General features: G+C 60.5%; 28 protein-coding genes and 1 pseudogene. 22 read left to right on the forward strand and 7 right to left on the reverse strand.

The window, feature by feature from the left end; all coding sequences use genetic code 11:
- The first annotated feature begins 1 nt into the window (after nucleotide 1).
- The 3 genes from QZ471_RS01330 to QZ471_RS01340 all read left to right on the forward strand — a co-directional run bounded on the left by QZ471_RS01330 (nucleotide 2) and on the right by QZ471_RS01340 (nucleotide 1,921).
- Entirely contained in the window at nucleotides 2-757 is a 756-nt protein-coding gene (locus tag QZ471_RS01330) for a C40 family peptidase (RefSeq protein ID WP_295460509.1), read from the forward strand.
- A gap of 481 nt (nucleotides 758-1,238) precedes the next feature.
- Nucleotides 1,239-1,607: a toxin gene (locus tag QZ471_RS01335; RefSeq protein ID WP_295460573.1), complete on the forward strand. Its 369-nt coding sequence runs from the start codon at nucleotides 1,239-1,241 to the stop codon at nucleotides 1,605-1,607.
- Entirely contained in the window at nucleotides 1,604-1,921 is a 318-nt protein-coding gene (locus tag QZ471_RS01340; protein ID WP_295460510.1) for a helix-turn-helix domain-containing protein, read from the forward strand. Before QZ471_RS01335 ends, QZ471_RS01340 begins: the two co-directional genes overlap by 4 nt.
- Nucleotides 1,922-1,992: 71 nt before the next feature.
- On the opposite strand, the gene QZ471_RS01345 is transcribed toward QZ471_RS01340, so the two are convergent.
- Together QZ471_RS01345 and QZ471_RS01350 are read right to left on the reverse strand one after the other, a co-directional pair.
- Nucleotides 1,993-2,298: a hypothetical protein gene (locus tag QZ471_RS01345; protein ID WP_295460511.1), complete on the reverse strand. Its 306-nt coding sequence runs from the start codon at nucleotides 2,296-2,298 to the stop codon at nucleotides 1,993-1,995.
- 40 nt (nucleotides 2,299-2,338) lie between these two features.
- On the reverse strand, nucleotides 2,339-2,866 hold the full coding sequence (locus tag QZ471_RS01350; protein WP_295460512.1) for an Arc family DNA-binding protein: 528 nt from the start codon (nucleotides 2,864-2,866) through the stop codon (nucleotides 2,339-2,341).
- A gap of 102 nt (nucleotides 2,867-2,968) precedes the next feature.
- On the opposite strand from QZ471_RS01350, the gene QZ471_RS01355 reads away from it, so the two are divergent.
- The 16 genes from QZ471_RS01355 to QZ471_RS01430 all read left to right on the forward strand — a co-directional run bounded on the left by QZ471_RS01355 (nucleotide 2,969) and on the right by QZ471_RS01430 (nucleotide 14,610).
- On the forward strand, nucleotides 2,969-3,124 hold the full coding sequence (locus tag QZ471_RS01355) for an Arc family DNA-binding protein (protein ID WP_295460514.1): 156 nt from the start codon (nucleotides 2,969-2,971) through the stop codon (nucleotides 3,122-3,124).
- Between the two features lie 43 nt (nucleotides 3,125-3,167).
- Nucleotides 3,168-4,067 carry a BRO family protein gene (locus QZ471_RS01360; protein WP_295460515.1) on the forward strand — a complete coding sequence of 300 codons (900 nt, stop codon included), beginning with the start codon at nucleotides 3,168-3,170 and terminating at the stop codon, nucleotides 4,065-4,067.
- Nucleotides 4,064-4,990, forward strand: a complete 927-nt coding sequence (locus tag QZ471_RS01365) for an ORF6N domain-containing protein (protein WP_295460516.1) — start codon at nucleotides 4,064-4,066, stop codon at nucleotides 4,988-4,990. Before QZ471_RS01360 ends, QZ471_RS01365 begins: the two co-directional genes overlap by 4 nt.
- 472 nt (nucleotides 4,991-5,462) lie before the next feature.
- Entirely contained in the window at nucleotides 5,463-6,080 is a 618-nt protein-coding gene (locus QZ471_RS01370) for a tail assembly protein (protein WP_295460517.1), read from the forward strand.
- An 8-nt stretch (nucleotides 6,081-6,088) separates the two neighbouring features.
- Nucleotides 6,089-6,340 (forward strand): hypothetical protein, encoded by a 252-nt coding sequence (locus tag QZ471_RS01375; protein WP_295460518.1) that lies wholly within the window; start codon nucleotides 6,089-6,091, stop codon nucleotides 6,338-6,340.
- 152 nt (nucleotides 6,341-6,492) lie between these two features.
- Nucleotides 6,493-6,975, forward strand: coding sequence for a hypothetical protein (locus QZ471_RS01380; protein ID WP_295460519.1), 483 nt, complete (start codon nucleotides 6,493-6,495; stop codon nucleotides 6,973-6,975).
- Between the two features lie 58 nt (nucleotides 6,976-7,033).
- Nucleotides 7,034-10,489 carry a phage tail protein gene (locus QZ471_RS01385; protein ID WP_295460521.1) on the forward strand — a complete coding sequence of 1,152 codons (3,456 nt, stop codon included), beginning with the start codon at nucleotides 7,034-7,036 and terminating at the stop codon, nucleotides 10,487-10,489.
- Nucleotides 10,486-10,770, forward strand: a complete 285-nt coding sequence (locus QZ471_RS01390) for a hypothetical protein (protein ID WP_295460522.1) — start codon at nucleotides 10,486-10,488, stop codon at nucleotides 10,768-10,770. The genes QZ471_RS01385 and QZ471_RS01390 overlap by 4 nt, the downstream gene beginning before the upstream one ends.
- A complete protein-coding gene (locus QZ471_RS01395) occupies nucleotides 10,767-11,438 on the forward strand; it encodes a hypothetical protein (RefSeq protein ID WP_295460523.1) in 672 nt (223 codons plus the stop codon). Before QZ471_RS01390 ends, QZ471_RS01395 begins: the two co-directional genes overlap by 4 nt.
- Before the next feature lie 27 nt (nucleotides 11,439-11,465).
- On the forward strand, nucleotides 11,466-12,077 hold the full coding sequence (locus QZ471_RS01400; protein WP_295460524.1) for a hypothetical protein: 612 nt from the start codon (nucleotides 11,466-11,468) through the stop codon (nucleotides 12,075-12,077).
- Nucleotides 12,077-12,430, forward strand: coding sequence for a hypothetical protein (locus QZ471_RS01405; protein ID WP_295460525.1), 354 nt, complete (start codon nucleotides 12,077-12,079; stop codon nucleotides 12,428-12,430). Before QZ471_RS01400 ends, QZ471_RS01405 begins: the two co-directional genes overlap by 1 nt.
- A complete protein-coding gene (locus QZ471_RS01410) occupies nucleotides 12,423-12,845 on the forward strand; it encodes a DUF4376 domain-containing protein (RefSeq protein WP_295460526.1) in 423 nt (140 codons plus the stop codon). Before QZ471_RS01405 ends, QZ471_RS01410 begins: the two co-directional genes overlap by 8 nt.
- Nucleotides 12,846-12,848: 3 nt before the next feature.
- Complete coding sequence (locus tag QZ471_RS01415; RefSeq protein WP_295460528.1) at nucleotides 12,849-13,235, forward strand: hypothetical protein; 387 nt, start codon at nucleotides 12,849-12,851, stop codon at nucleotides 13,233-13,235.
- Between the two features lie 57 nt (nucleotides 13,236-13,292).
- On the forward strand, nucleotides 13,293-13,937 hold the full coding sequence (locus QZ471_RS01420; RefSeq protein WP_295460529.1) for a glycoside hydrolase family 19 protein: 645 nt from the start codon (nucleotides 13,293-13,295) through the stop codon (nucleotides 13,935-13,937).
- The gene (locus tag QZ471_RS01425; protein ID WP_295460530.1) at nucleotides 13,934-14,347 is read left to right on the forward strand and encodes a hypothetical protein; all 414 of its coding nucleotides are present in this window, start codon (nucleotides 13,934-13,936) and stop codon (nucleotides 14,345-14,347) included. Before QZ471_RS01420 ends, QZ471_RS01425 begins: the two co-directional genes overlap by 4 nt.
- Nucleotides 14,344-14,610: a hypothetical protein gene (locus QZ471_RS01430; RefSeq protein ID WP_295460531.1), complete on the forward strand. Its 267-nt coding sequence runs from the start codon at nucleotides 14,344-14,346 to the stop codon at nucleotides 14,608-14,610. Before QZ471_RS01425 ends, QZ471_RS01430 begins: the two co-directional genes overlap by 4 nt.
- Nucleotides 14,611-15,224: 614 nt before the next feature.
- On the opposite strand, the gene QZ471_RS01435 is transcribed toward QZ471_RS01430, so the two are convergent.
- The gene (locus tag QZ471_RS01435) at nucleotides 15,225-15,437 is read right to left on the reverse strand and encodes a hypothetical protein (protein ID WP_295460532.1); all 213 of its coding nucleotides are present in this window, start codon (nucleotides 15,435-15,437) and stop codon (nucleotides 15,225-15,227) included.
- A 97-nt stretch (nucleotides 15,438-15,534) separates the two neighbouring features.
- On the opposite strand from QZ471_RS01435, the pseudogene QZ471_RS01440 reads away from it, so the two are divergent.
- Together QZ471_RS01440 and QZ471_RS01445 are read left to right on the forward strand one after the other, a co-directional pair.
- Nucleotides 15,535-15,654 (forward strand): annotated as a pseudogene (locus QZ471_RS01440) (hypothetical protein); the annotation flags it as partial.
- Between the two features lie 78 nt (nucleotides 15,655-15,732).
- Nucleotides 15,733-16,170, forward strand: coding sequence for a hypothetical protein (locus QZ471_RS01445; RefSeq protein ID WP_295460533.1), 438 nt, complete (start codon nucleotides 15,733-15,735; stop codon nucleotides 16,168-16,170).
- A gap of 209 nt (nucleotides 16,171-16,379) precedes the next feature.
- On the opposite strand, the gene QZ471_RS01450 is transcribed toward QZ471_RS01445, so the two are convergent.
- Nucleotides 16,380-17,480 carry a PIN domain-containing protein gene (locus tag QZ471_RS01450; protein ID WP_295460535.1) on the reverse strand — a complete coding sequence of 367 codons (1,101 nt, stop codon included), beginning with the start codon at nucleotides 17,478-17,480 and terminating at the stop codon, nucleotides 16,380-16,382.
- 798 nt (nucleotides 17,481-18,278) lie between these two features.
- On the opposite strand from QZ471_RS01450, the gene QZ471_RS01455 reads away from it, so the two are divergent.
- Nucleotides 18,279-19,715, forward strand: a complete 1,437-nt coding sequence (locus QZ471_RS01455) for a sensor domain-containing diguanylate cyclase (protein ID WP_295460536.1) — start codon at nucleotides 18,279-18,281, stop codon at nucleotides 19,713-19,715.
- A 217-nt stretch (nucleotides 19,716-19,932) separates the two neighbouring features.
- Here QZ471_RS01455 and QZ471_RS01460 read toward each other — a convergent pair whose 3' ends face one another.
- From QZ471_RS01460 to folE2, 3 genes are all read right to left on the reverse strand, one after another.
- The gene (locus QZ471_RS01460) at nucleotides 19,933-20,196 is read right to left on the reverse strand and encodes a hypothetical protein (protein ID WP_295460537.1); all 264 of its coding nucleotides are present in this window, start codon (nucleotides 20,194-20,196) and stop codon (nucleotides 19,933-19,935) included.
- 116 nt (nucleotides 20,197-20,312) lie between these two features.
- A complete protein-coding gene (locus QZ471_RS01465; protein ID WP_295460538.1) occupies nucleotides 20,313-21,416 on the reverse strand; it encodes a transporter substrate-binding domain-containing protein in 1,104 nt (367 codons plus the stop codon).
- A gap of 225 nt (nucleotides 21,417-21,641) precedes the next feature.
- Nucleotides 21,642-22,541 carry a GTP cyclohydrolase FolE2 gene (gene folE2, locus QZ471_RS01470; RefSeq protein WP_295460540.1) on the reverse strand — a complete coding sequence of 300 codons (900 nt, stop codon included), beginning with the start codon at nucleotides 22,539-22,541 and terminating at the stop codon, nucleotides 21,642-21,644.
- Between the last annotated feature and the right edge of the window lie 13 nt (nucleotides 22,542-22,554).

A 22,554-nucleotide genomic window follows, 5' to 3' on the forward strand; every position in this document is an offset into this window, starting at 1 on the left:
CATGCTGAAACACATACTGGCGGCGGTGCAGGCGCACGCGGCCGAGGTCTACCCCCGCGAGTGCTGCGGCCTGGTCATCAAGGATGGCCGGCGCCAGCGATACGTGCCGTGCGAGAACACCGCCGCCGACCCTGGCGAGGAGTTCCGCATCGCGCCGGAGGCGTATGCCGCTGCCGAGGACCAGGGCGAGATCCTGGCCGTGGTGCACAGCCACCCCGACGCCACCAGCAGGCCGTCGCCGGCCGACGTCGCCATGTGCAACGCCTCGGGCCTGACCTGGTACATCTTGAGCTGGCCGGAGGGTGACCTACGAACCCTGCTGCCGGAGGCAGACGTGCCGCTGCTGGGCCGGCCCTTCGTCCACGGCGTCCAGGACTGCTGGGCGATCTGCGCCGACTGGTATCACCGGGAGTGGGGGCTGGAATTCCCGGCCTACAGCCGCACCGATGGCTGGTGGGAGCTGGCCGACAACCCCAGCCTCTACGAGCAGCACTACGAGGCCGCCGGGTTCCGCCTGGTGGATCGGCCGCAGCGCGGCGACATGATCGTCATGCAGGTCGGGCGCACCGCCCACCCGAACCATGCGGGCATCTACCTGGGAACCGACCCGGCGCTGCCCGGGGAGCAGGCCCAAGTTTTCGGCCCGGGCCCGTTCCTACTGCATCACCTGCACGGGCGCCCCTCGGAGGTCATCGTTTACGGCGGAAACTGGCATGAGAGAGCGCGGCTGATTCTGCGACACCAGAGGGCGCTATAGGTAGAGGTGGAGTAACTGCATCGAGTTGAGCTGAACTGATCAGGAGGTTCTGATTTATTGGCCCTAGTGGCCCGAACAAGCAAAGCCCCCGGGTGCCGACGCGTACCGGGGCTACTGTTCGCCGCCCTATCTTCGACATAGGAGCGATGCAGTGTTTAAAGATAAGCGCAATAACCGGGTAAAGGTAGTTGGACAGATGACTCCGCAGGGAGCAGATCGTGCCGGGCTGTACTTGGCCGCCGCGGCGTTTCTTGCGGCATTCCTTTCGGGGATCGCGGAGATCATCGTTGCATGGAAAGGTTAGCCTTATCCCCGCAATGGGCCGTGGGTGCTGAGGCGTCGTCGCCGTCTTCACTGCTGGCGGTGCGCGGAAGATGCCAGGTGGCAGGCGCCTGCTTCGTGATGCCATGCCTAGAAAGCAGGGTGCTGATGAGCACTTTCCCGTTGCTCAAATATGAGCAAGTTGCTTATACTTCTACCCATGGAAGCGACCTTTTTCGAGACCTCATCCTTCTCCGCCACGGTAGGCGACTACCTGAAGGATGACGAGTACCGCGCGCTACAGGCAGAGATGCTGAAGAACCCCAAGTGCGGGGATGTGATGCAGCGTACCGGCGGGTTCCGAAAGCTGCGCTGGGGTGATGCGCGCCGCGGGAAAGGTAAGCGAGGCGGGCTTCGAGTCATCTACTACTGGTTGTCGGATGAGGGCCAGATTTGGCTGTTTGCGATCTACGACAAGGATGAGCTTGAGAACCTGACGCCCGACCAGGAAAAGGCACTGAAAGCAGCCATTGCCGCCGAGATTGCGGCCCGCAAAGAAACCAAGGCTAAAGGCGAGGTGAAGAAGTGAGCAAACGCGATATTTTTGCTGAAATCATGACCGGCATCGGCGAGATGGCAGCTGAGCGCGAGGGCAAGATCACGCTGCGCCAGCACAAGGTTGAAGCCAAGGCACAGCCAAAGGTCTCCGCTAAGCAGATCGTGGCGATTCGTATGCGGCACAAGATGTCGCAGGAAGTCTTCGCTCGCGTCATCCGTACCAAGCCGGCTACGCTTAGGAATTGGGAGCAGGGTAAGGCCAAGCCAAACCCTCAGGCTGCCATGCTGCTCAAGCTGGTGGAGCGTCACGGCGACATGCTTGAGCGGATGGAAGAAGTGGGCTGATCCCGCTCCAGATTTACAACAAGGCGCCTTCGGGCGCCTTTTTCGTTCCTGCTGTACCTGAGCGAGGAAGCCTAGTCGCCTCGGCGCGGGTCGCTGTCTCGCAGTGACCATAGTTCTCCAACTGCCCAGCTGCAGTGCTGTTCTACTGAGTGCCCGTTGGTCTCGTCGAAGCCTAGTGCTGCACCGGCGTGCCAACACACCTTGCGCGCCTTCTCCTTCGCATAGCCGTTGACTATCTCGAGATCCTGGGCCAACAGCCCGTTCGTGATCGCCTTGATGGCGCCGTAGAGAGCTGCTCGCTCGAAGATGGATTCGGCCTCGGGTATGGCGTTGATCAGATCTTTCAAGGCGCTTGCGGCGGTTGCGATGGTGCTCATAGGTCGTCCTTGGGCTATGGAGTGCTGGGTAGGAGCTAGCTCAGTCTTCCGCTCGGCTGGTGGTTTCCGTGTGGTCTCCGGCGAGCGCCTGGCGCTCTTCAATGATCTTGGCTACCTGCTCCATGATCTGAGCGTATTCCGATCCAGCATCGCTGCCCTTCGTATAGGCGAGCGCTTCAAGGTTCACTTTCATGGACTCCGTAATGTCCACGCTGAAGCCTCTCTCCGAGAGAACCGCACCAGCAAGCACATCCGCGATGATGGTTGCAGTCAGCTGCCTGGCGCGCGCTGCCAGCACCGTCTGGCGTGCCCTTTCCAGTGCCTGGAGTGCTACATCGGTCTCCGGGTCTTGCAGCTCCGGCTGAGCAGAAGGCTGCGCAAGCTTCTCCTTAGATATCGTGTAGGTGAGCGTGTGGTGTACTGGTTCGGCCTCGCGCGCGAGGCTTTCCTCAAGGCGCGCAACGATCTCGGCGGTGGTAGATCGTCGATTTTGAGTAGCTATCTCATCGAGCCGATCTTTCAGCTCCTGAGGCAGGCGAAGCTTGAATTGGGGGTCTGTTCTATGCATTAGCCGATGATGGACCAAATGGGTATTGACGACAACGGACCCACTGGGTACATTTTATTTGCGGACCCAGTGGGTCCCTCTGGCGGCTATAGGAGATCAGCCATGTCCCGTAACGATGCACAATTCAAGCTGAGGCTGCCGGCGGAGCTGAAGGCCTGGCTCGAAGAGCGCGCACGCGTCAACTTCCACAGCATGCAAGCCGAGATTCTTGGAATGGTGGCGGAGGCGAAGAAGAGAGATGAAAAACAGGTGCGCTGAAAAGACGAAACCCCAGCGTGTACGAGACGCCAGGGCTTCAAGTGTGAACAATTTCGAGGCCATTCACGTGGAAAATCATAGCACGAACGTTATCCCTTTCAAGTTCGATCAGCGCGAGGTGCGTACCCTGCTGATCGATGGCGAGCCCTGGTTTGTGGCTGCCGACGCGTGTGGATCAATTGGCATTGCAAACGTGTCGCTGGCTGTTAACGGTCGTGCGGATAGGGAAGGCGACGGGCTGGACGCGGACGAGAGGGGTATTGCCACTGTCAACACCCCCTCTGGCGATCAAGAAATGCTGGTCGTCAATGAGTCCGGCCTTTACTCCCTCATATTCAAAAGCCGGAAGGTTGAGGCAAAGCGCTTCAGGAAGTGGGTGACCGCGGAGGTGCTGCCGGCAATCCGCAAGCACGGGCGGTACGAGGACGAGAAACGCAAGATGCCGACTCTGGTCAATGAGCTGATCGGCATGAGCGAGCTAAACGTCATCAAGGGCACGATCCGCGACAAGGCCAAGGACGTGGCCGCTGCAAAGCGCCGCAGCTTTCATGCCGCCATGTGTAGTCGCCTTCACACCCGCTTCAACGTGCCGCGTCTGGAGATGATCCCGGCAGATCAGTTTGAGGCCGCGTGCAACTTCATCGCCGCCTATGCGCTGGAGGGAGAGTGGATCGAAGCCAAGAAGCCAGTCTCCGTGATCGGCCTAAGCGACTATGAGGCACAGGCCGTGCACCTGTTGATCTGCCACTCGAAGCAGCTCGTCAAAATGGTTGATGAGATCTACCGCGCTGGCGGAGCGCTCCGGTCCGATCTACTGATCAGCGTGGCCAGCCATCTTTGGGAGATCCGAGCGTTCCTGGGCATGCTGGATAGACAGAAGGCCGGCGAACTCGCCAAGCTGCATGAGCAGCGGATGTCCCCGGCGCGGAGGGCTGCAGCATGAATACTGTGACGATCCACAACACCAAGCTCCCCATCGTCGAGTACCAAGGCCAGCGCGTCGTTACCCTGGCAATGATCGATGAAGTTCATGAGCGTGCCGAAGGTACTGCTGGCCGTAATTACCGGGAGCATCGTGAGCGGCTGGTCAAGGGGAGCGAGTACTTCGAACTGACTGCCGACGAAATTCGTCGGCAGTCGTTAAGTCACGTTTTTCCGCCCAGGACGGCGAAAGGCATCCTGCTGACGGAGGGGGGTTACCTGATGTTGGTGAAGTCGCTGACCGATGACCTAGCATGGGACGTCCAGCGGCAGTTGGTAAACAGCTACTTCCGGGCAGCGACGCTTGGGACGCCAGACATGACCACAGATATCGGCAAGCTGCTGATGATCAAGGAGCTGACCGAGCAGCAGCTGGCGATCCTTGCCGAAAATAAGCAGCTGCAAGTAGAGAACCAGCAGCAGGCGGAGCAGATAGAGAGCATGGAGAGCTTATTCATGGTCGGCGAGACCACGGTAGGATTTGCCAGGCGCTTGAACGGCGTTCGCTGTGATCGCATCAATAGCGAACTGCTCAAGCTGGGTTGGCTTTTCAACGAGCAGCGGGACCCAGAAAAACCACCGATGTGGCGAGTGGCAAGCATGGCCAGGGACAAGTATCTGACCGAGCGGCCGTTCCGTGGCACGCGAGAGGGTGGAGAGCCCTTCGTCAGGTACACCCCTGTCATGCTCTTGGATGGCACGAAGCGGCTGCACAAGCTGTACTTGGCCGGCCGGTTACCGATGAAGCAGTCGTGGGATGGGGAGTTCACTCACTTCAAGCTGGAGATTGAGGGGCACTCTGTCCGAGTGGTGGACGTGTTCAATCGGCCAGGCGGAAGACTCACCAGCAGATCGGGCGAGCAGGGCGACCACAAGCCCCATTGATCTGACCCTCTATCAGAACCCAGCCCAGTGCTGGGTTTCTGTGCTGCTACCACGCTGCGCTAGACTCGACGAAAACTAGGCGAGGAATGCGCTATGCGGTGGATTGCAGTGGGACTGGGGATGTTGGTGCTGGCGGGTTGCACGACTTCAGGGCTTTCAGAAAGGGAGCCTGCATTTGTCGGGGTCAGCAAGAAATCGCCGGTCCAGTATTCGCGGTGCCTGGCGCCCAAATGGCAGGACTTCAATCCGACCACCACGTCTGTGGAGACAGAAACTGGCGTCCGGATCGTCGCATCCGCTACCTACAACGGGGTGGTTGCCATGGCAACTGCTGACCAGACGCCAGCGGGAACTCAGGTGGCCGTTCGATTGCCGGCCGGCTGGATACCTGGCACGGGTGGCTGGATAACAGCTGCGAAAAACTGCTTGTAAACAGCCGCCTCCGGGCGGCTTTTTCATACCTGGAGAAAATATGACATCAGCAGCCCACTATACCCCCGCCACCATCATCAAGCTTTCGGGTCCGCTCGCCCGGCTGTTCGGTCGCACGCATCGCTACTTCCTGGACCGGGGCACCGCCGAGGAGGCTTTCAGCGCCTTGCGCAATACCCTGGACGGCTTCCGCGAAGCCATCGCCGCCTTGGAGCGCCGCGGCCTGGTCTACGCCGTCTTCCGCAATCGCGAGAACGTCGGGCCTGATCGCTTCGAACTTGGGGGTACCCGAGAGATTCGGATCGTTCCGGTGATGCGCGGCAGCAAGCGTGCCGGCGTACTGCAGACGGTCGTTGGCGCGGTACTGATAGTCGCCGGGCTCTTCGTATCAGGACTCTCTGGTGGTTGGGCCGCCCCCATCGGGAACACTCTCGTCACGGCCGGCATCGGCTTGGTTGCCGGCGGCGTAGTCCAGATGCTCAGCCCCCAGGCCAAAGGCCTGAAAACCAGCGCCGCCCCGGAGAACCAGCCGAGCTACGCCTTCGGCAGCGCTCGAAACACCACGGCGAGCGGCAGCCCCATCCCGATCTGCTACGGCCGCCGGCGGTGGGGCGGCGTCATCATCAGCGCCGGGATCTACGCGGAAGACGCGACCTAGGAGGCCCTATGGAAAGCGAAGTGAGCTACACCCTGGCCCTGTCTGACGTTTTCGAGCTTGTGGGCGCCGCCATCTGCGGCAGCGGGCTAGAGATTGCCATTTTTGACGGTGAGGCAGAGATCGACCGCCTTCAGCGCCGTGGAAAGGTTGCCACCGGCAGCTACCGCGAGACGTATAGGGGAAAGCCTGACCTGCGCGCGAGGCTGGTATCCGGCAGCGGCGCCGTGAGCTTCACCAAGACGATCATTCCTGCAACGTGAAGCCACTCATAAGTCATCCGTTCCAAGGAATTGGGAATCGTGCTCCACTGACTGCTAGGCCGCCGTAAAGCTCTGCTACGTTCGCAGGGGGCGAACCCTTCAAGGTCACCGGAATTTATCCGGATGATAATTCATAAGGTGGAGCAAGATTTATGCTTGATTGTATATTTATTCCTATTATTCAAGTTACTAGCGGTGCGCTTGAAGAAATTCGCGAAAAATGCTGTTTCGAAACTAATATCAATATGGAGGTGCAACAAGATCATCTTCGTGTCCATAACTATACTCCGAAAGATGTTTTTGAGCTTCCCTACGTAGCATTTTTAGTTGCTGGCGATATCGCCATGATCGTTCAGGTAGACTTTTGGCGACATAGGGTGGGAAGCGATAAGTGGGAGTTTCAATTCGCATGGCATATTTCTGGAGATGTTTTGGGTAAGATTAAGGATAGGCTTAGCGGTAGGCACTATTTTGTTGGTCTGAGTAGGGCTGAGTTTGAAGATGCGTTTGTAGATGATGATTTTACGAATAGTGGCGCGGGCCAATTAAAGCTCAGCCTTAATGAGGCGGCGAAAGCAGTGGCTGCTAAATTTGGAGTTAGTTCTAGCAATGTAAAAATTTCAGTAACTAACTAGATAATCAAATTAAAAAAATGCCGCCTTCGGGCGGTTTTTTTATGCCTCGGAGAAACCCATGACCGCCGCATTGCCATCCGAAATCACCGGCCGCAAGGGCGGTAGCAGCAACCCGAAGCAGCCTTCAGAGGCCGCCGACAGCCTGCGCAGTATCGCCAAGACGAAGATTCTCATCGCTGCGGGCGAAGGAGAGTTCGACGGCACGCCTTCAGGGCAAGACATCTACCTCGACAACACCCCGCTGCTCGACGCTCAGGGAAACAGCAACTTCACCGGCGTCACCTGGGCGTGGCGCCCGGGCACCGTCGAGCAGCCGTATATCCCTGGCCTGCCTTCGGTCGAGAACGAGACGACGGTGAACGTCGAGCTGCGCAGCACCGCCGCCTGGGTTCGCTCCATCAGCAACACCCAGCTGTCCGCCGTGCGCCTGCGCTTCGCCTGGCCGTCCCTGCAGCAGCAGGACAGCGAGGGCAATATCAACGGGTACCGGATTGAGTACGCCGTTGACCTGGCCACCGATGGCGGCGCCTACCAGCAGGTGCTGCTCGAGGCCGTGGACGGCAAGACCACCACCCGCTACGAGCGCTCCCGCCGCATTGATCTGCCCAAGGCGTCCAGCGGCTGGCAGCTCCGCGTCCGGCGGATCACCGCCAACCAGAACAACAACCGCATCGCGGACACGATGTTCATCGCCGGCCTGGCCGAGGTGATCGACGCCAAGCTGCGCTATCCGAATACCGCACTGCTCTACATCGAGTTCAGCGCCGAGCAGTTCAGCAACATCCCCTCGGTGACCCTGGAGTGCAATGCACGCAAGATCCAGGTGCCGACCAACTACGACCCGGTGAACCGCACCTACTCGGGCGTGTGGGATGGCAGCTTCAAGTCGGCCTGGACCAACAACCCGGCCTGGATCACCTTCGACATCGCGACGAACGATCGCTTCGGCCTGGGCAAGCGCATCAAGCCTTGGATGGTCGACCGGTACGAGCTCTATCGCATCGCGCAGTACTGCGACCAACTGGTGCCGGACGGCAAGGGCGGGCTGGAGCCCCGTTACCTGTGCGACCTCAATCTGCAGGCCCGTGCCGGCGCCTGGGAACTGCTGCGCGACATCTCGGCGATCTACCGCGGCATGACCTACTGGGCCCAGGGCCAGCTCAACGTGCAGGCGGACATCCCGCGCTCGGCCGACTTCGATTTCGCCTTCACCCGGGCGAACGTCATCGACGGCAAATTCACCTATGGCTCGGCCAGCGAGCGGACTCGCTACACCCGGGCGTTGGTGAGCTACGACAACCCGGCCAACAACTACGACACCGACGTAGCCGCTGTCTCGGACACCAAGCTCCAGCGCCGCTACGGCGACAACCCAGTCGAGACCAGCGCCATCGGCTGCACACGCGAGTCCGAAGGGCAGCGCCGCGGAAAGTGGATCCTGCTGACCAACAGCCAGGACCGCACTGTGACCTTCCAGGTAGGCATGGACGGCCGTATTCCGTTGCCTGGCCACGTCATCCCGGTGGCGGACAAGCTCATCTCCGGCGCCGAGATCGGTGGCCGCATCAGCGCTGCCTCCGGCACCGTCATCACGCTGGACCGCGACACCCGTGCGAAGGCCGGGGACCGGCTCATCCTCAACCTGCCCAGCGGGGCCTGTGAGGGTCGGACTATTCGCCAGGTTGTCGGCCGCCAGATCGTGGTGACCACTGCCTACAGCGAAGCGCCTCAGGCTCAGCTGGTCTGGACGCTCGACGCCGACGACCTGGCCGTGCCGCTATACCGCGTGATGAAGGTGCGGCGACCGGAGGAGGGTGTCTTCGAAATCTCGGCGCTGCAGTTCGAGCCGTCGAAGTTCGCAGCCATCGATACCGGCGCCAAGCTGGAAAGCCGGCCGATCAGCATCCTGCCCACCGGCACCGTCGAGGCGCCGGCCAGCGTGTCGGTATCGGCCTACCACGCGGTGAACCAGGGGATCAGCATCACCACCATGACCATCGCCTGGCCGGCAGTGGCTGGGGCGGTTGCCTACGACGTCGAGTGGAAGAAGGAAAGTGGCAACTGGGTTCGCATCCAGCGCACTGGCAGCCTAGCCGTCGATGTGCCGGGGATATACGCCGGGGCCTACCTGGCTCGTGTCCGGGCGGTGAATGCCGTGGACATCGCCTCGGTGTGGAAGAGCTCCAACCTGACCCAGCTCACCGGGAAGGAGGGCAAGCCGCCGGTGCTGGCTTTGCTCAAAACCACACCCGGCCCGTTCACCATTCGCCTGGACTGGGCTTTCCCGGCTGAGGGCGCTGGCGATACCGCCTACACCGAGATCCAGCAGGCCACCAATGCCCAGGGCGAAAATGCCCAGAGCATGGGGCTGTTCGGCTACCCCACCAACACCTACACCCTGATGGGGCTTGGCCCCGGCGCCGCCTTCTTCTTTCGTGGGCGCCTGATCGACCGCATCGGGAACGTTGGCGATTGGTCATCCTGGGTTCGAGGTGTTTCCTCTACGGATGCCGACGTCATGTTGGCCTACCTGCTGGGCAAGATCACCAAGACCCAGCTGGGCCAGGACCTGCTCGCGCCGATCGGCGCCGCGGAAACCCTGGTGCCGCTGGTGTGGAAGGCCGACGCCACCTACAAGAAGGGCCAGGCGGTCGTCTACACCGACGGCCGCCTCTATGCCTGGAACAGCGACACCGATGGCAACGAGACGCCGCCCGGGACGAACTGGCTGGATGCTGGGGCGGGCATCGCCCAGGCCGGCGCCGTTGCGGCCCAGGTCAACAAGAACACCCAGAGCATCACCGACCTCGACGGCAGGGTGAAGGCGCAGGCCGATAGCGTCACCGGCCTGGTGGCCAGCATCACGCCGCAGGGCGCGGGCGATACCACTTGGGGTGCTGGCGACACCAACGTCTACGCCGGCACGATCACCGTTCAGTCGGTGGCAGCTGACGACAATCTGGCCCAGGCCAAGCGGACCGATACCCTCACCGCGGTGGTCGGCGAGAACACTGCCCAGGTGCAGGTGGCGCAGCAGGCAATCGTGCAGCAAGGCAACTCGCTGAACGGCCTGGCCACGAAGATCTCCTCGTCTTACTCGATCAAGACCGAGATCACTGCCAACGGCACCCGCTACGCCGCCGGCATCGCCCTAGGCGTGGACTACTCGGGCGGCGATGTCACCAGCCAGTTCCTGGTGATGGCCTCGCGCTTCGCGGTGCTCAACACCGACGGCAGCACGGTCACCTCGCCGTTCCTGATCCAGAACGGCCAGACCATCATCAACGTGGCGATCATCGGCGACGGAACCATCACCAACGCCAAGATCGGGGACACCATCCAATCCACCGCTGTGGGGACGAATGGCGCGCCCCTCTGGTCGCTGAGCAAGACCAGTGGGTTCTCGATGAACAGCGCGGGCGGTAGCGGCCGGATGCAGCAGACGGCCGAGGCCATCAAGATCTGGGACGCCAGCGGCGTGCTCCGGGTCCAGCTAGGGAATCTGAGCGCATGAGTTTCGGACTTCAGCTTCGTGACTCTGGCGGTGCCGTCTATTTCGATAGCGGCGCCAATTCTCTGCGGACCATGAGCTACGCAGAAATTACCGTGTCGGGCCCCGGAGCGACCTACGACCTGGGCGCTGGCTTTGATTCATCTAAGGAAATAGTGTTCGTCTACGAGAAAACCCCCTCGAACAATGGGGTTCCGTTCTACTCCTTCAGCGGTACCAGCCTGGTCTTCGATGCGGGTAGCGCGGGCTCGGTGCTGATCGTTCAGCGAGTGAGGTTCAGATGAGCTTCGGCGCGCTGTTCACCGGCGATCAAGGTCAGACGATCATCGATGACACCAACAGCCTTTGCCATGTCATGGCTTCAGGAATCATAGACTCCTCCGGCTCGGTCACCTACCCAACGCCAATCGCCACCAGCCAGCCACCTCTGGTGTGGGTCAACCTAGACGGTGCTGGCTACCTGACGTACTTCCAGCACACCGGCTCGGCGGGGAACTGGACCGGCTTCTCCTTCCAGTGGAACACCTACGATCTGACCTCGATCTCGCGCTCTGGCCGCTACATCGCTACTGGAACGTTCCCACCAGCAAGGCCTGGCTGGGGCCTGCGGGTGCTGGATGCCAGCAGCCGTGTGCTGGCCGATACCGGCTACAAGTTCTTCCGCTTCTACGGTGGCACGCAGGCCTGGAGCTATGTGGGGAGCGGGCGTGTAGGCCAGAACTACTACTACCACTTCAACGCAAATTGGCCTTCCACAGGTTTCTATTTCCTGGCCAGCCACTTTATGCGGGGAATATATCGGACGGTGGTCAATGGGGTGACAGCTTATAACAGCTGTTTGCTTTCAATCGGGCATCGCTCGGCTGATAAGTCACAGGTCTTTGCATCGCTGGAAACTATTTCCCAGACGCAACCCAACTCCCTGCAATTTCCCCTCATCTATGGGGCATAGCTTCAACTACTTCTCCAAGGTGCCGGCATGGTTCAGCAAATAATCGACACGACCACGGATCACGGGACTTACAAGGGTGATCCGGGCAAGACTGCTTTCGAAAAGACCAAGGCTAACTTCGCAGAGCTGTACCAACTCTTCCAAACCGCAGCAAACAAGCTCGGTTATTTCGATGGGAACGGAAAGCCTTCTTTCACCGATATAACGAACTATGCCCGTTCTATATTGGGCGGGGCTGACGCGGCCAGCGTGCGCAGCGTGCTTGGACTGAATTCCGGCGCTGTTGCCGCGGTGCTGGGGACCATTGCAAACGGGTCAATCATTGAGGTCGGCGCAAACAGCAATGGAAGCTACATCCGGTTCGCAGGGGGAAAGCAAATATGTAGCAGTAAGAGTCCGCGCGCTACTGCAAGTAGCGCATACGGATCTGGTTATATGTCATCCTCGGTCTACTCGGTATTCCCAGCGGCATTTTCTTCTCCACCAATATCCCTGCCTTGGACTATCAATCACGTTAGCGGTATATCTTCGCCGTGGGGAGATACGGTTCCAAATGCAACAAGCTGTAGTGCTCGTCTATTCAGCTTCGTCCAGAACGTCAGCGCTGAACTCGTATTTCTATCTTTCGGAGACTTCTGATGTTCAACATCACACAATCTCCCAGCCGCCCGGCGGGAACCGCTGCCGTGGACATGGTCGTCTTCGTCCAGGGATCGGTTATCACCATCAATGACGAGCCGTTCGACTTCAGCTTCATGGAGAAGGGGTCGAGTCTGCCGCATGACGCCATCCAGTCCGATCACTTCGCTCCGGGCTATGTCACCTGCGACTCTGCTGGGGTGATAAATGTCGCGCTGCTGGTGCCGGTTGGCCCGGGCGTCACGGCGGACCTCCCGCTGCTGGAAGGGAAGAAATACGGGAAGGTGATCGACGTCCACATTCCCGCGACGGAGCAGGCGGCCCTGGCCGCCACGGAGGCCGTCAATGCCTAACATCGACACCAGCAAGCTGATCACTGCGGCGCAGCAGCAGGCGGCCGCCAAAGCCGCCTTCGACGATGACGTGACCCGCGAGCGGGACCGCCGGATTGCCGCCGGCTTCACGTTCGATGGTAAGATTTTCCAGTCCCGCCAGACTGATCGCGAGAACATCATGGGCAATGCTCAGCTCGCGTTCATGGCTGTGGCCGGCGGCGCCGAGGCTGGCAACCTACGCTGGGCCGACGCGAACTCCGATTTCGCCTGGATAGCCGCCGATAACACCCTAGTGCCGATGGACGCACCGACCATGCTGGCCTTCGCCAAGGCCTCGGCCGCCCAGAAGGCCAGGCTCATCTTCAAAGCGCGCGAGATCAAGGACATCGTGCCTCAGCCAACGGACGTGACCGACGACAAGCTCTGGGGGTGATTCATGTTCAACACGCCGTTCTTCGCCAATGCGCTGACCCTGGCGCAAGGAGTGAGCGCAGCCAAAAGCACAGCGCAGGATGCCGTGAAACTTGCCGAGGGCGTGGCCTCCAGCGTGGCGATCAGCTACGACGTGACCACCGATTCTCAAGGCAAGGCCAAGGTCGACTACACCGCGCTCAAGCTGGCCAAGGCGCCGCGCATTACCTGCCTGCCGCGCCTGGCCGACGGCGACCTGCCGGTGATGTTCGAGCTGGTCGGCGAGCCTACAACCACCTCCTGCACGGTGCGCTGTCGGCGAATCGCCTCGGCGCTGAATACTGGCGTGTTGCCTAGCTATACCGCCGTCGCCGGCGTGAAGCTGTTCGTCTACGTACGACCTGTCGCCTGACTTCCATCCATCTCACTAGCCCGCCGAGCGCGGGCTTTTTTTCGCCTGGAGAAAACCATGCCCATCACCGAGCAGCAGCTCGTCGCCATTCTGCCGCGCAGCCGGTCGGTGGCCGCGGCATTCGTCGGTCCGTTGAACGCCGCCATGCAGCGCTATGCCATTGACCAGAACCCGAAGCGCATAGCCGCCTTCATCGCCCAGTGCGGCCACGAATCCGCTCAGCTCACCGTGCTGGTGGAGAACCTGAACTACAGCGCCCAGGCCCTGGCCAATACCTGGCCGAGCCGCTACGCCGTGGCGCCAGCAGCCAGTCCCCGCACGCCGAACGAGCTCGCCACCAAGCTTGCCCGGCGCCCAGAGGCTATAGCGAACAACGCATACGCCAACCGCAACGGCAACGGCCCGGAGTCGTCCGGCGATGGCTGGAAGTACCGGGGGCGCGGCCTGCTACAGGTAACCGGCCGTGCCAATTACGTCGCTGCCGGCGCTGCCCTGGCCCTTGGCCTGGCCCAGCATCCCGAGCTGCTCGAGCTGCCCTGGAACGCCTGCATGTCCGCGGCGCATTTCTGGTCGAAGAACGGCTTGAACGATCTGGCCGACGCCGGCAACACCACGGCGATCACCAAGCGCATCAATGGCGGCACCAAGGGCCTGGACGAGCGCTTGGCGCTGACCGCCCGTGGCATTGAGGTTCTGGCGTGAACGCGCTGCTCGAGCAGTACAGGGCGGCCGTGCTCGCGGTCGCCGCAGTCGTGTTGCTCGTCCTGGGCGCGATGGCTGGTGCCGGCGTCGCGTACCGGCTCACCGCTGGCCACTACCGGCCCATCGTCGCGGACCTGCAGGACAAGGTTGAGTCCTCGGCCAGCACACTGGCTTCCTGCCGGACCACCGGCAGCACGCTGGAAGGGCAGGTGGGCCAGCAGAACCAGGCGCTGGCCGATCTCCGCCTGGCCGCTGAGAAGCGCGCCAAGGAGGCCGAGCCGTTCCTGCTGCAGGCCGCCAAGGCCGCCGGCGAGGACTACCAGGCAGCCAACCGCCTGCAGCAGGAACGGACTGGGGGCGACCCGGCGGCGGCGGCCGCTGCGATCATCGACAAGGAGTTGGGCCTATGAGGTGGATCATCGTGGGAATGGTGGTCGCGCTGGCGGGGTGCGCTGGCCAGCCTGTTGCCGAGCCTGAGCCGCGCGTGGTGCGCGTAGAGGTTCCGGTCCCGGTGCCGTGCCGGGTGAAGGCACCGGCGGTGCCGGCCTGGGCGGCGGAAGGGCTACGGAAGCAGTACAGCCTGGAGGCGAAGGTGAGGGCGCTTCTGGCAGAGCGCCGGCAGGCGAAGGGCTACATTACAGAGCTACAGGCGGCAATTACGAGCTGCCAGTAACCCTATCTTCACAGTCTCTCAGGTGATGTATCGCGAGCATTGCCTGCGCCCATCGAAGCAGAGCCACGTCGTCATCTGTAGGCTTTACCGCCATCCTGCATTTCAAGTTTGTGATCATTCGTCGTAGTAGCTCAGGATCTCTCCGTGCGTTAGCTACGGCCATGTCCAGAACCATCGACCTGTTCATTATCAACTGCAACTGGAGTTCGAACCCGTTGGCCATGGTAACCGCCTTGCAATGTCGAGAGGGAAGCCGCGAGCAGCTCCCCTCAAGCGCAGGCAGACAGGCTCAGCCGAGAGACTGCTTCAGGTCGGCTGTCTTGGAGGTTACGGCACACGAAGCGGATCGGATCAATTTCAGGAGAGTTGAGCCAGGTACGTGCGCTTGAATGAGGATGTGCCTCGGGTGCGAAAAAAGCAACTCCAGACATCACCTGTACGACAAAGGACCATCAGGACTAGCCAGAGCGGCATCGCAACCCACTTGGATAGGAAGGTCAGCACGTTTCGGTTGGAAGCTTACCAATGGCCCTGCAGTACGGAGCATAGGAGGCTTCCTACCATCCCAGCTGCGACCAGCAGAATCACCATCGCAAGCGTGAGCTCTCTGTCAGTCATTCCTTGCCTTGTATGTGTTCGGTTGATCGTCCCCAGTGGAGTAGGTCCTTCTCCTGGGGAGTTAGGTTGTCTTCACCACGCGACTCCAGCTGTGCAATAAGCTTGGCCAGCAGTGCCGGATTAGCGCGGGCCTGGTCCATCACCATGCTGATGTTCAGGTATTGTAGGAGCAAGATGCGAGTGTGGTAGTTGCCTTCGTTAATGGCCATAGCCTCCTCTGAGACGATGGCTAGAAGAGCCAGCGTGGGGCTTGGTAGACCCGGCGTGATCAAGCGAGTGCCACCGCTTGGCTTCATACGCGCTCAGGCTAAGGGACTGCGCAAGGAAGACAGCCTGGAGGTGAAGGTCCGCGCGCTGCTGGCTGAGCGCCGGCAGCGGATCGGCTACGAGCGGGAGCTGGTGGCAGCAGTGGCCAGTTGCCAGTGAACACCGTTCGTCGCTGTCAGGCTTGTGGGCCCAACTCAACCTGAATACTGTATAAAAAAACAGGTATCAGGTTTCGCCATGGAACAAGTCGACGAGTTCGGCAGCTTCGGGAATGACAATTTCGACCCGGACAGCCTGGAGATGATCAGGAACGAGCGTGATCTCTACATCGAGGAGATCGAGATCATGCGCGGAGTGATGGGGCGCCTTCGCCAGAACCTGCTGACCATCCTGGCCGAGCGCGACCAGCTATGGACCGAGGTCCGGATCATCCGGGGGTTCAAGCAGCTGAGCGTGCAGAAGTGGATGGCCGGTGGAGGTGATGGGGCCCCCGCGCCGGCGCTGGAAGAGATCGACGTGAAGTATCACGAGCTGCTGCTGGCGGTGGACATCTGCCAGAAGGAGAGCGAGCACCTTCGCCAGGAGTTGGCCACGGCCAGGGCGATGGCCGTCGACGAGAAGATGGATGCCGAACGGCTGCGCAGCCAGGTCAGTTGGCTGCAGGGAAAGCGGTAGAGGATTGAGTTTCGGCAGAACGCCGGAGGAGAGAGAAAAGCTGTCTAATTGAAACGCGGTAAACCGCGCTAATACTGGGTCAAATTCGGCCAAATCGGCGAAACCAGATTAGACAGCTTTCGTATCAAAGCCAGCATCAGAGCGGCATCCAGCGCCCAGACACAACTACTGCTGCATCACCGGGGTATGCCGAATTCCTCCAAAGTCGATCAAGTTTGCTCGGTTAAGCCGAGTAATTCAAAGACGCTTTCTGCTAGATCTGCATCCATAGCCGGCGCCCAGTTGTTGATCAGCTTTAGATAAAAGTCATAGACATCGTCATCTGTTATTATCCACCCGATCTGATTGTTGTTCAGCGCAGCTTGGCAAAGCCGACTGGCATCTTCAATCGTAAGTTGTGGTAGGAGATTCTTAAGCTTTGCCACCGCGGCATGTGTATACGAAAATGCCGGGCTCTCAGCTAACTGCGTGACAGCAGCATCGATATCTGCACGACCCACAGTAAGAACCGGTGGCAACGCAGGAGCTGGAGGAGCTGGAGGAACTGCAGGAGCTGCAGGAGCTGCAGGAGCTGGAGGGGCTGGAACTTCCGGGGTATCAACGGGATCGGCAGGTTGCAGTAAAAGGTTGTTGTAATAGCTGATGACGTCTTTTATTTTGCTAAATACAGATAATTGCTTTTGTCCTTTCTTTTCACTCCACTCATCCGTTAAGAAGGGGAGCGGTCGGGGGGTTTGGTCGGCGGACAGCTTGGATGTATAGTCTCCATCTTTGGAGACTATAAATAGATCTACGTTCGGCACTGCTGATAGTAAGGTTTCCCAGATGTACCTATCGCCTAGACCGTCTGGTTTCCCGGGCGGATCGCCTTTATATGTTCTCATGAGAGATTTGGCATATATTTCGTTATCATCCGGGTGATTTGTGGCTGTACCAAAAAGTCGATTTATCTTTATATCAATGTCAAGTTCGTTGGTTAGCGCCAGTGATGTCGCAGTGCCAATGAGAAGTTTTCTACTGGTCTTGACGATATTTAGCGCTTCTATATATTTGTTCGCTACGTCAGTTCCCCGCATGTGTTGCGGTATATTAGTGGGTAAGTTTGCATTCTTGAACTCATCCATTGCCTTTTGGATTTTTGATTCTCTATTTCTTTTGAACTCGTTTTCTACTTGTTTTGGTAGATGTAAGACTATTCCGCCAGATGCGACTATGTCACTCAGTTCGTCAATTACTTCTGGCTTGTCGTCGGAGAAAGAGTAGAAGTTTAGGAATATATTGGTGTCAATAAAAACATGAAGCTTCGGCATTTGATGTGGTCCTTCACTAGTTACGACTGCCTTGTTATGGCTGATCTGATACTAGACGTAGATCTCACTTCGTGACAAGGCCCCTGATGAAAGACGGTCGCAGGTAAGGTTTTATCAGTAGCAAGCGCCGACCAGTTTGGTCTGGAGGAGGGCGGATTGGTCGCAGGATCCAGAGCCTCAACCATAGGACCTAAGCACGACTGAGCAGCGTAGATTTCCGTTCCGAAACTCGAAGCCGCTATCCAGTAGCCATGCGGGTTGTGGCTGTGTAGTTTCGAAAAAGTATCGGAACTCGAATCGGGGTGTCGGCGGCGCCAAGACTGACTTTATGTAGCGGTCTTGAAAACCGCCGACTCGCAAGGGTCCCAGAGTTCGAATCTCTGCGCTTCCGCCACCTTCGAAGCCCCGTTGGTACGGGGCTTTTTGCTGTCTGAATGATGGTTTTTCAAGGCTTCCTTCCTCGCAAAAAGCTGCAGTTCCGAATCCATTTTGGAACAGTTCCACAGCGCTCTACTTCTTCGAGTTTCGCGAAATGCCTCTTTCGGTTGGTGCGGGCACCTTAGCCTGTGTCGCTAGCGATTTGTCTGCCTAACCACAAATTACTCGAAACCTACCGATGAGTGAAACGCGCTCTAGTGGACACTGTTCATCTCGGCTAAATCGGGGTTGGCGACAATCGCCCAATAGACGGCTTTTCCTTTCCCCTCGCCCGTCCCAGGGCATCGCGTTGCGGATCAGGAGGTCGCTATAATCCGCCTAAAGCGTGATTGATATCACGCATTTAGGAGTGTGGCCTGGATGGTCGAAATGCGGAAGGAAAAGCAACAAGCGCTGGGGGGCTTCCTGCGAACGGGCAAGTGGCTACGCAGTTGGCTAACGCTGCTGTCTTTCGCGGGTTCCGTCTTCCTCGGCTGGATGCTACTGCAACGATTCGAAGACGATGCTCGGCGCGGCGAACAGGTCCGGACCCGGGAGGTGGCGACGACGTTCGCCGTCTCTGTGGAAAAGGTAGTGGAGCGTGCCCTGACGGCCACTCGGACCCTGGCCGTCATGGTCTATCAGGGGCATGGCGAGGTCCCTGACTTCCCTGCACTCGCCCGGTTCGTGCTGCCGTTGTACAAGGGCGTCTACGCCTTGTCGTTGGCACCGAACGGCTTCATTCGCCAGATCGAGCCACTGGATCGCAATCTGCTAGTGCGTGACCACGATCTGCTGGAGTTCCAGAATCGTGACGAGGTGCTGCGGGCCTACAAGGCCAACGATACGCGCATCCAGTTCATGGGGCCGTTCAAATTGATCCAGGGGCCCATCGGTGCCATCGGCATGCTGCCGGTGTTCCTGCCCGGCCCCCAGGGTAAGCCGCGTTTCTGGGGTTATACCGTGGTGACCTTGGTGCTTCCTGAGGCCCTGGAGGATGCCAACCTATCGGCTATGGCCGCCCAGGGGTATGCCTATCAATTGGTAGGTATCGATCCCGAGACCAACGAGCGACGGATATTGCTGCGCTCTGGCCCGGCCGTGGTCGACGGCACCTGTCGCGAGGTCAAAATCGAAGCCATGACCTGGACGCTATGCGTCTCGCCGCAAGCGTCCTGGCAGAGCCAAGCCCGGCACTATTTCGAATTCGGTCTCGTGCTGGTGGGCGGCGCGTCCCTCGCCTGGCTGGTGTACGGACTGATGGGGCGACGCGAGCGACGTGCCGAATTGTTGCGCCAGGCCTTGCTCGATCCCTTGACCGGGCTGGCCAATCGCCGCCTGTTGATGGATCGGCTGGCCCAGGCCCAGGAACGAACCAGGCGCGATGGCAAGAGATTAGCCGTGGCGTTACTGGATCTGGATGGCTTCAAAGGCGTCAACGACAACTTTGGCCATGCCCAGGGCGATAGGGTTCTGATCGTGACGGCTGAGCGCCTGCTCGGCCAGCTTCGCAGCTCGGATACCCTGGCTCGCCTGGGCGGCGACGAGTTCGTGCTGATCATGGAGAATCTGGCAGGGCACGAGGAAGGTAGGCAGGTTCTTGAGCGACTTCTGCAGGTGGTGCGCGAACCTCTACAACTGGAAGGCGGTATTGGCCAGGTCTACGCCAGTATTGGCGTCGTGATCTGGGATCCCACCAAGGCCGGTGATAGCGAGGCGATTTTACGGCAGGCAGATGCGGCCATGTACCAGGCGAAGAGGCTGGGCAAGAATCGTTATGTCCTTGCCGGCGATGTTTTTACCGCGCAGCAGCATTGATCCAGGCAGTGACCGGGATAGCGCTTCGAAGCAGTGATGGAGCGCATATCATCACCGGTGCATGAAGGGTTCTCGCGGCGAGCGTCAGTGACCTACATCCGGGCCCTTCGCCAGGCTGGCGAAGGGCGAATCAATCCAGGGCCGCCAAGGGCTAGCGCGTCGCTAGAGATAAGCCTTGCGCTCTGAGGCGTTCTGAGACCCGTCCTGGCCAGGAGGACTACAGCGTCTTCTTGTATTCCTTATCCAGCTTCTTGTCCTCGCGATGTCTTTCCTTGTCGAGGTGGTTATCGGTACGGTCGGCTTCCTTCGCGGCGTGGGACGCGCCTTTGTCGACTTCCTTGGCGTCGTGCTTGAGGTCCTTGCGGACATCGCGGCCGTCCTGGCGCAGGCTCTTTTCGGCTGGGCTCTCCGCCAACGCATGGCCGGCGGCCAGAGCGCTCAGCAGGACCGTGATGACTGCAGCAGTGAAAGGTGACTTCATCGGGCGTATCTCCTGAAAGGTCTGCTTTAGAACGGGTTTTAAGGTGGTTACTGCCTATCGGTAAAGCCTGGGACGTGCTTGGACGAAGCCGTCGCCAACAGGCGGTCAGCGGAGCCTCACTTGTCGGCACCGAAGTACTGGGTACGCAGCTTGCCCGCGGTCTGGTCTTCTTCCAGGGACAGCAGGGCCACGGTCACGTCGTGGGTGAGGGGGCTGTTCAGCGGCAGGGCGAAGGCGTACTTGCGCGGCTCGAAGATCTTGCCGACCACCTGGATGGGCAGGGTCGGGTGCTGCTGGTCGAAGTACTCCAGCGTGGCGGCGTCGTCGACCACGGCGTCGATCTCCTGGGTGGTCAAGGCCGCCACTGCCTGGTCCAGGTCGGGGAAGGCGCGATAGTCGAGGCCGAGGCGGGCGATGTGGTCCTCGGAGAGGCTGCCGGCCTCGACACCGATGCGCTTGCCGGGCAGGTCGCCCAGGCCGGTGATGCGGCTGGTGATGCTGTTGACGGTCATGACGCTGGTGACGGTCGAGGTCACGTAGGCCATCACGGCCACGCTGCAGGCCATCCAGAGGGCGGCGAGCACGGTGCCCAGGCTGCCGAAGAGATTCTTGTGCGAGGTCTTGCCGGTCGTGGTCACTGCCATGACGTGGTAGAAGCTGATCGCCAGGCCTGGCCACCACTGGGGTGGAAATTCCTTGTCGAGCCGGCGCTCCACCAGGGTGAGCAACAGGGTGATGAGCAGTAGTCCGGCGCCGAGCCAGGCGTAGCTCGTGAGATAGCCGAGTTTGTGCAGGTCGTGCAGCAGACTCAGCGGACCGATCTGGCGCTCCTCGTTGACCAGGATGCGCAGGCCGCCATTGAACCAGGGTTGGGTGAAGCTCAGTTGCTCGGCGCGTTCCGCGGTGACGAAGACGTTGGCAACGGCGATGTCGATGCGCCCGCCACGGGCGGCGCCCAGCAGTTCGGGAAGGGAGCCGGCGCGGACGAATTCGGTCTTGCGCCCGAGCTTGGCCCCGACCGCGTTCCACAGGTCCACCGCCAGGCCGTTGTAGCCGTAGGGGCCGGTCATGACGAAGGGCGCGGTGACATAGACGCCGACTCGCAGCGGCGGGGTGGCGACCGGCTCCGCGGCACGGACCGAGTCCAGGACGAGCAGCAGTCCGAGCAACCCCAGCCAGGGGGTTCGACGGGAAAACATCCATTTAGCGAAGGTGAACACGGGCAATCCGCCTGGGGCCTGGTCGTGAGGAAGGGCTGCCGTTGTCGCCTGTGCCGCTGCTGGCGGAGAGGCGTAATGGCGCTATGCCTGGCTATCGGCTGGGTTTTACCAGGCTTGAGGTGCGCCTGAATCCTTCGCTGGAGGTCTTTGCGCGCGTCCTGGTCTTCCTGGAGCGAATGCCGCTTCGCCATCGGTGAGGCGGCAGCGTCGAGCTGCCGTAGCGGATCAACCCATCTTCGTGCCGGCCCAGGCGGATGCGTCGTGGGGATGCAGGCTCTCCAGATGGCGGACGTGGATGTTCAGGTTGCGGTAGCTATCGCGCAGGGCCAGCAGCAGGCGGCGGGCGGCGTCTTCGACGAACATCAGGTTGCTGCCGTTGAGGGCGGCGAACGCCTGTTCATCGGCGCGTTTGACGGCGGTTTGGACCGGAGTGCCCAAGGCGATTTCGCAGTGGTCGATCAGGGGCAGCAGGTCGAGGGTGGGCGCGGTCGATGGGAGGTCGATGCTGACCCGCGCCAGGCTACGCTGGCTGTGGGGAGTGGCCAGCGAGGCGTTCCGGCGCAGCCAACTGGCGACGGTCATGGGGCTCAATGCCTCTTCAGCGCCATGGTCGTCCAGGAAGGCCCGTTCGATCAGTTGGCGAGACAGCGACGCGGAGCAAGGGCAGGTGGACGAATAGGCGATTTCGACGCGGGCGCGGAGCTGGAAGACGCCGGCGATCAGGCTGGCGTCTAGGCGCACGGGATAGCGTTTCCAGCCGCTGAGTCCGGGCGTCACCAGGGCCGGGCGGCGGACCAGCAGAGCGAAGTCCAGGCGTAGGCGCGCCGCGCGGGAGTCGCAGCTACGGTGGCTGGTGATCATGTCGGCCAGTAGAGCGCGCAGGCGCTCGGGCGTGAGCGGTTCAACCAGGCGATCCAGCAACTGGTAAAGCCGGGACATGTGGATGCCCTTGGTCGTGGGCGAAGGCAGATCGACCTGGATGTCGGCGCTGGCCGGCCAGAGGCCGTTGGCCTCGCGGTCGGCGAGGCGGATGGGCAGGTCGATGCCCTGCATGCCGACCCAGTCGAGGGCGGCGGGTAGGGTGGTTGTCTCGCTGAGGGAGACGTCGGGCAGTATGGCCTTCATTGGCAGGGTTCGG

Source organism: uncultured Pseudomonas sp. (assembly GCF_913774235.1).
Classification (GTDB): domain Bacteria; phylum Pseudomonadota; class Gammaproteobacteria; order Pseudomonadales; family Pseudomonadaceae; genus Chryseomonas.

Coding starts and splice junctions, on each gene's coding strand:
- QZ471_RS01330 (WP_295460509.1), top strand. CDS start 2: ATGCTGAAACACATACTGGCGGCGGTGCAGGCGCACGCGGCCGAGGTC.
- QZ471_RS01335 (WP_295460573.1), top strand. CDS start 1,239: ATGGAAGCGACCTTTTTCGAGACCTCATCCTTCTCCGCCACGGTAGGC.
- QZ471_RS01345 (WP_295460511.1), bottom strand. CDS start 2,298: ATGAGCACCATCGCAACCGCCGCAAGCGCCTTGAAAGATCTGATCAAC.
- QZ471_RS01350 (WP_295460512.1), bottom strand. CDS start 2,866: ATGCATAGAACAGACCCCCAATTCAAGCTTCGCCTGCCTCAGGAGCTG.
- QZ471_RS01355 (WP_295460514.1), top strand. CDS start 2,969: ATGTCCCGTAACGATGCACAATTCAAGCTGAGGCTGCCGGCGGAGCTG.
- QZ471_RS01365 (WP_295460516.1), top strand. CDS start 4,064: ATGAATACTGTGACGATCCACAACACCAAGCTCCCCATCGTCGAGTAC.
- QZ471_RS01370 (WP_295460517.1), top strand. CDS start 5,463: ATGACATCAGCAGCCCACTATACCCCCGCCACCATCATCAAGCTTTCG.
- QZ471_RS01375 (WP_295460518.1), top strand. CDS start 6,089: ATGGAAAGCGAAGTGAGCTACACCCTGGCCCTGTCTGACGTTTTCGAG.
- QZ471_RS01380 (WP_295460519.1), top strand. CDS start 6,493: ATGCTTGATTGTATATTTATTCCTATTATTCAAGTTACTAGCGGTGCG.
- QZ471_RS01385 (WP_295460521.1), top strand. CDS start 7,034: ATGACCGCCGCATTGCCATCCGAAATCACCGGCCGCAAGGGCGGTAGC.
- QZ471_RS01390 (WP_295460522.1), top strand. CDS start 10,486: ATGAGTTTCGGACTTCAGCTTCGTGACTCTGGCGGTGCCGTCTATTTC.
- QZ471_RS01395 (WP_295460523.1), top strand. CDS start 10,767: ATGAGCTTCGGCGCGCTGTTCACCGGCGATCAAGGTCAGACGATCATC.
- QZ471_RS01400 (WP_295460524.1), top strand. CDS start 11,466: ATGGTTCAGCAAATAATCGACACGACCACGGATCACGGGACTTACAAG.
- QZ471_RS01405 (WP_295460525.1), top strand. CDS start 12,077: ATGTTCAACATCACACAATCTCCCAGCCGCCCGGCGGGAACCGCTGCC.
- QZ471_RS01410 (WP_295460526.1), top strand. CDS start 12,423: ATGCCTAACATCGACACCAGCAAGCTGATCACTGCGGCGCAGCAGCAG.
- QZ471_RS01415 (WP_295460528.1), top strand. CDS start 12,849: ATGTTCAACACGCCGTTCTTCGCCAATGCGCTGACCCTGGCGCAAGGA.
- QZ471_RS01420 (WP_295460529.1), top strand. CDS start 13,293: ATGCCCATCACCGAGCAGCAGCTCGTCGCCATTCTGCCGCGCAGCCGG.
- QZ471_RS01430 (WP_295460531.1), top strand. CDS start 14,344: ATGAGGTGGATCATCGTGGGAATGGTGGTCGCGCTGGCGGGGTGCGCT.
- QZ471_RS01435 (WP_295460532.1), bottom strand. CDS start 15,437: ATGGCCATTAACGAAGGCAACTACCACACTCGCATCTTGCTCCTACAA.
- QZ471_RS01445 (WP_295460533.1), top strand. CDS start 15,733: ATGGAACAAGTCGACGAGTTCGGCAGCTTCGGGAATGACAATTTCGAC.
- QZ471_RS01450 (WP_295460535.1), bottom strand. CDS start 17,480: ATGCCGAAGCTTCATGTTTTTATTGACACCAATATATTCCTAAACTTC.
- QZ471_RS01455 (WP_295460536.1), top strand. CDS start 18,279: ATGGTCGAAATGCGGAAGGAAAAGCAACAAGCGCTGGGGGGCTTCCTG.
- QZ471_RS01460 (WP_295460537.1), bottom strand. CDS start 20,196: ATGAAGTCACCTTTCACTGCTGCAGTCATCACGGTCCTGCTGAGCGCT.
- folE2 (WP_295460540.1), bottom strand. CDS start 22,541: ATGAAGGCCATACTGCCCGACGTCTCCCTCAGCGAGACAACCACCCTA.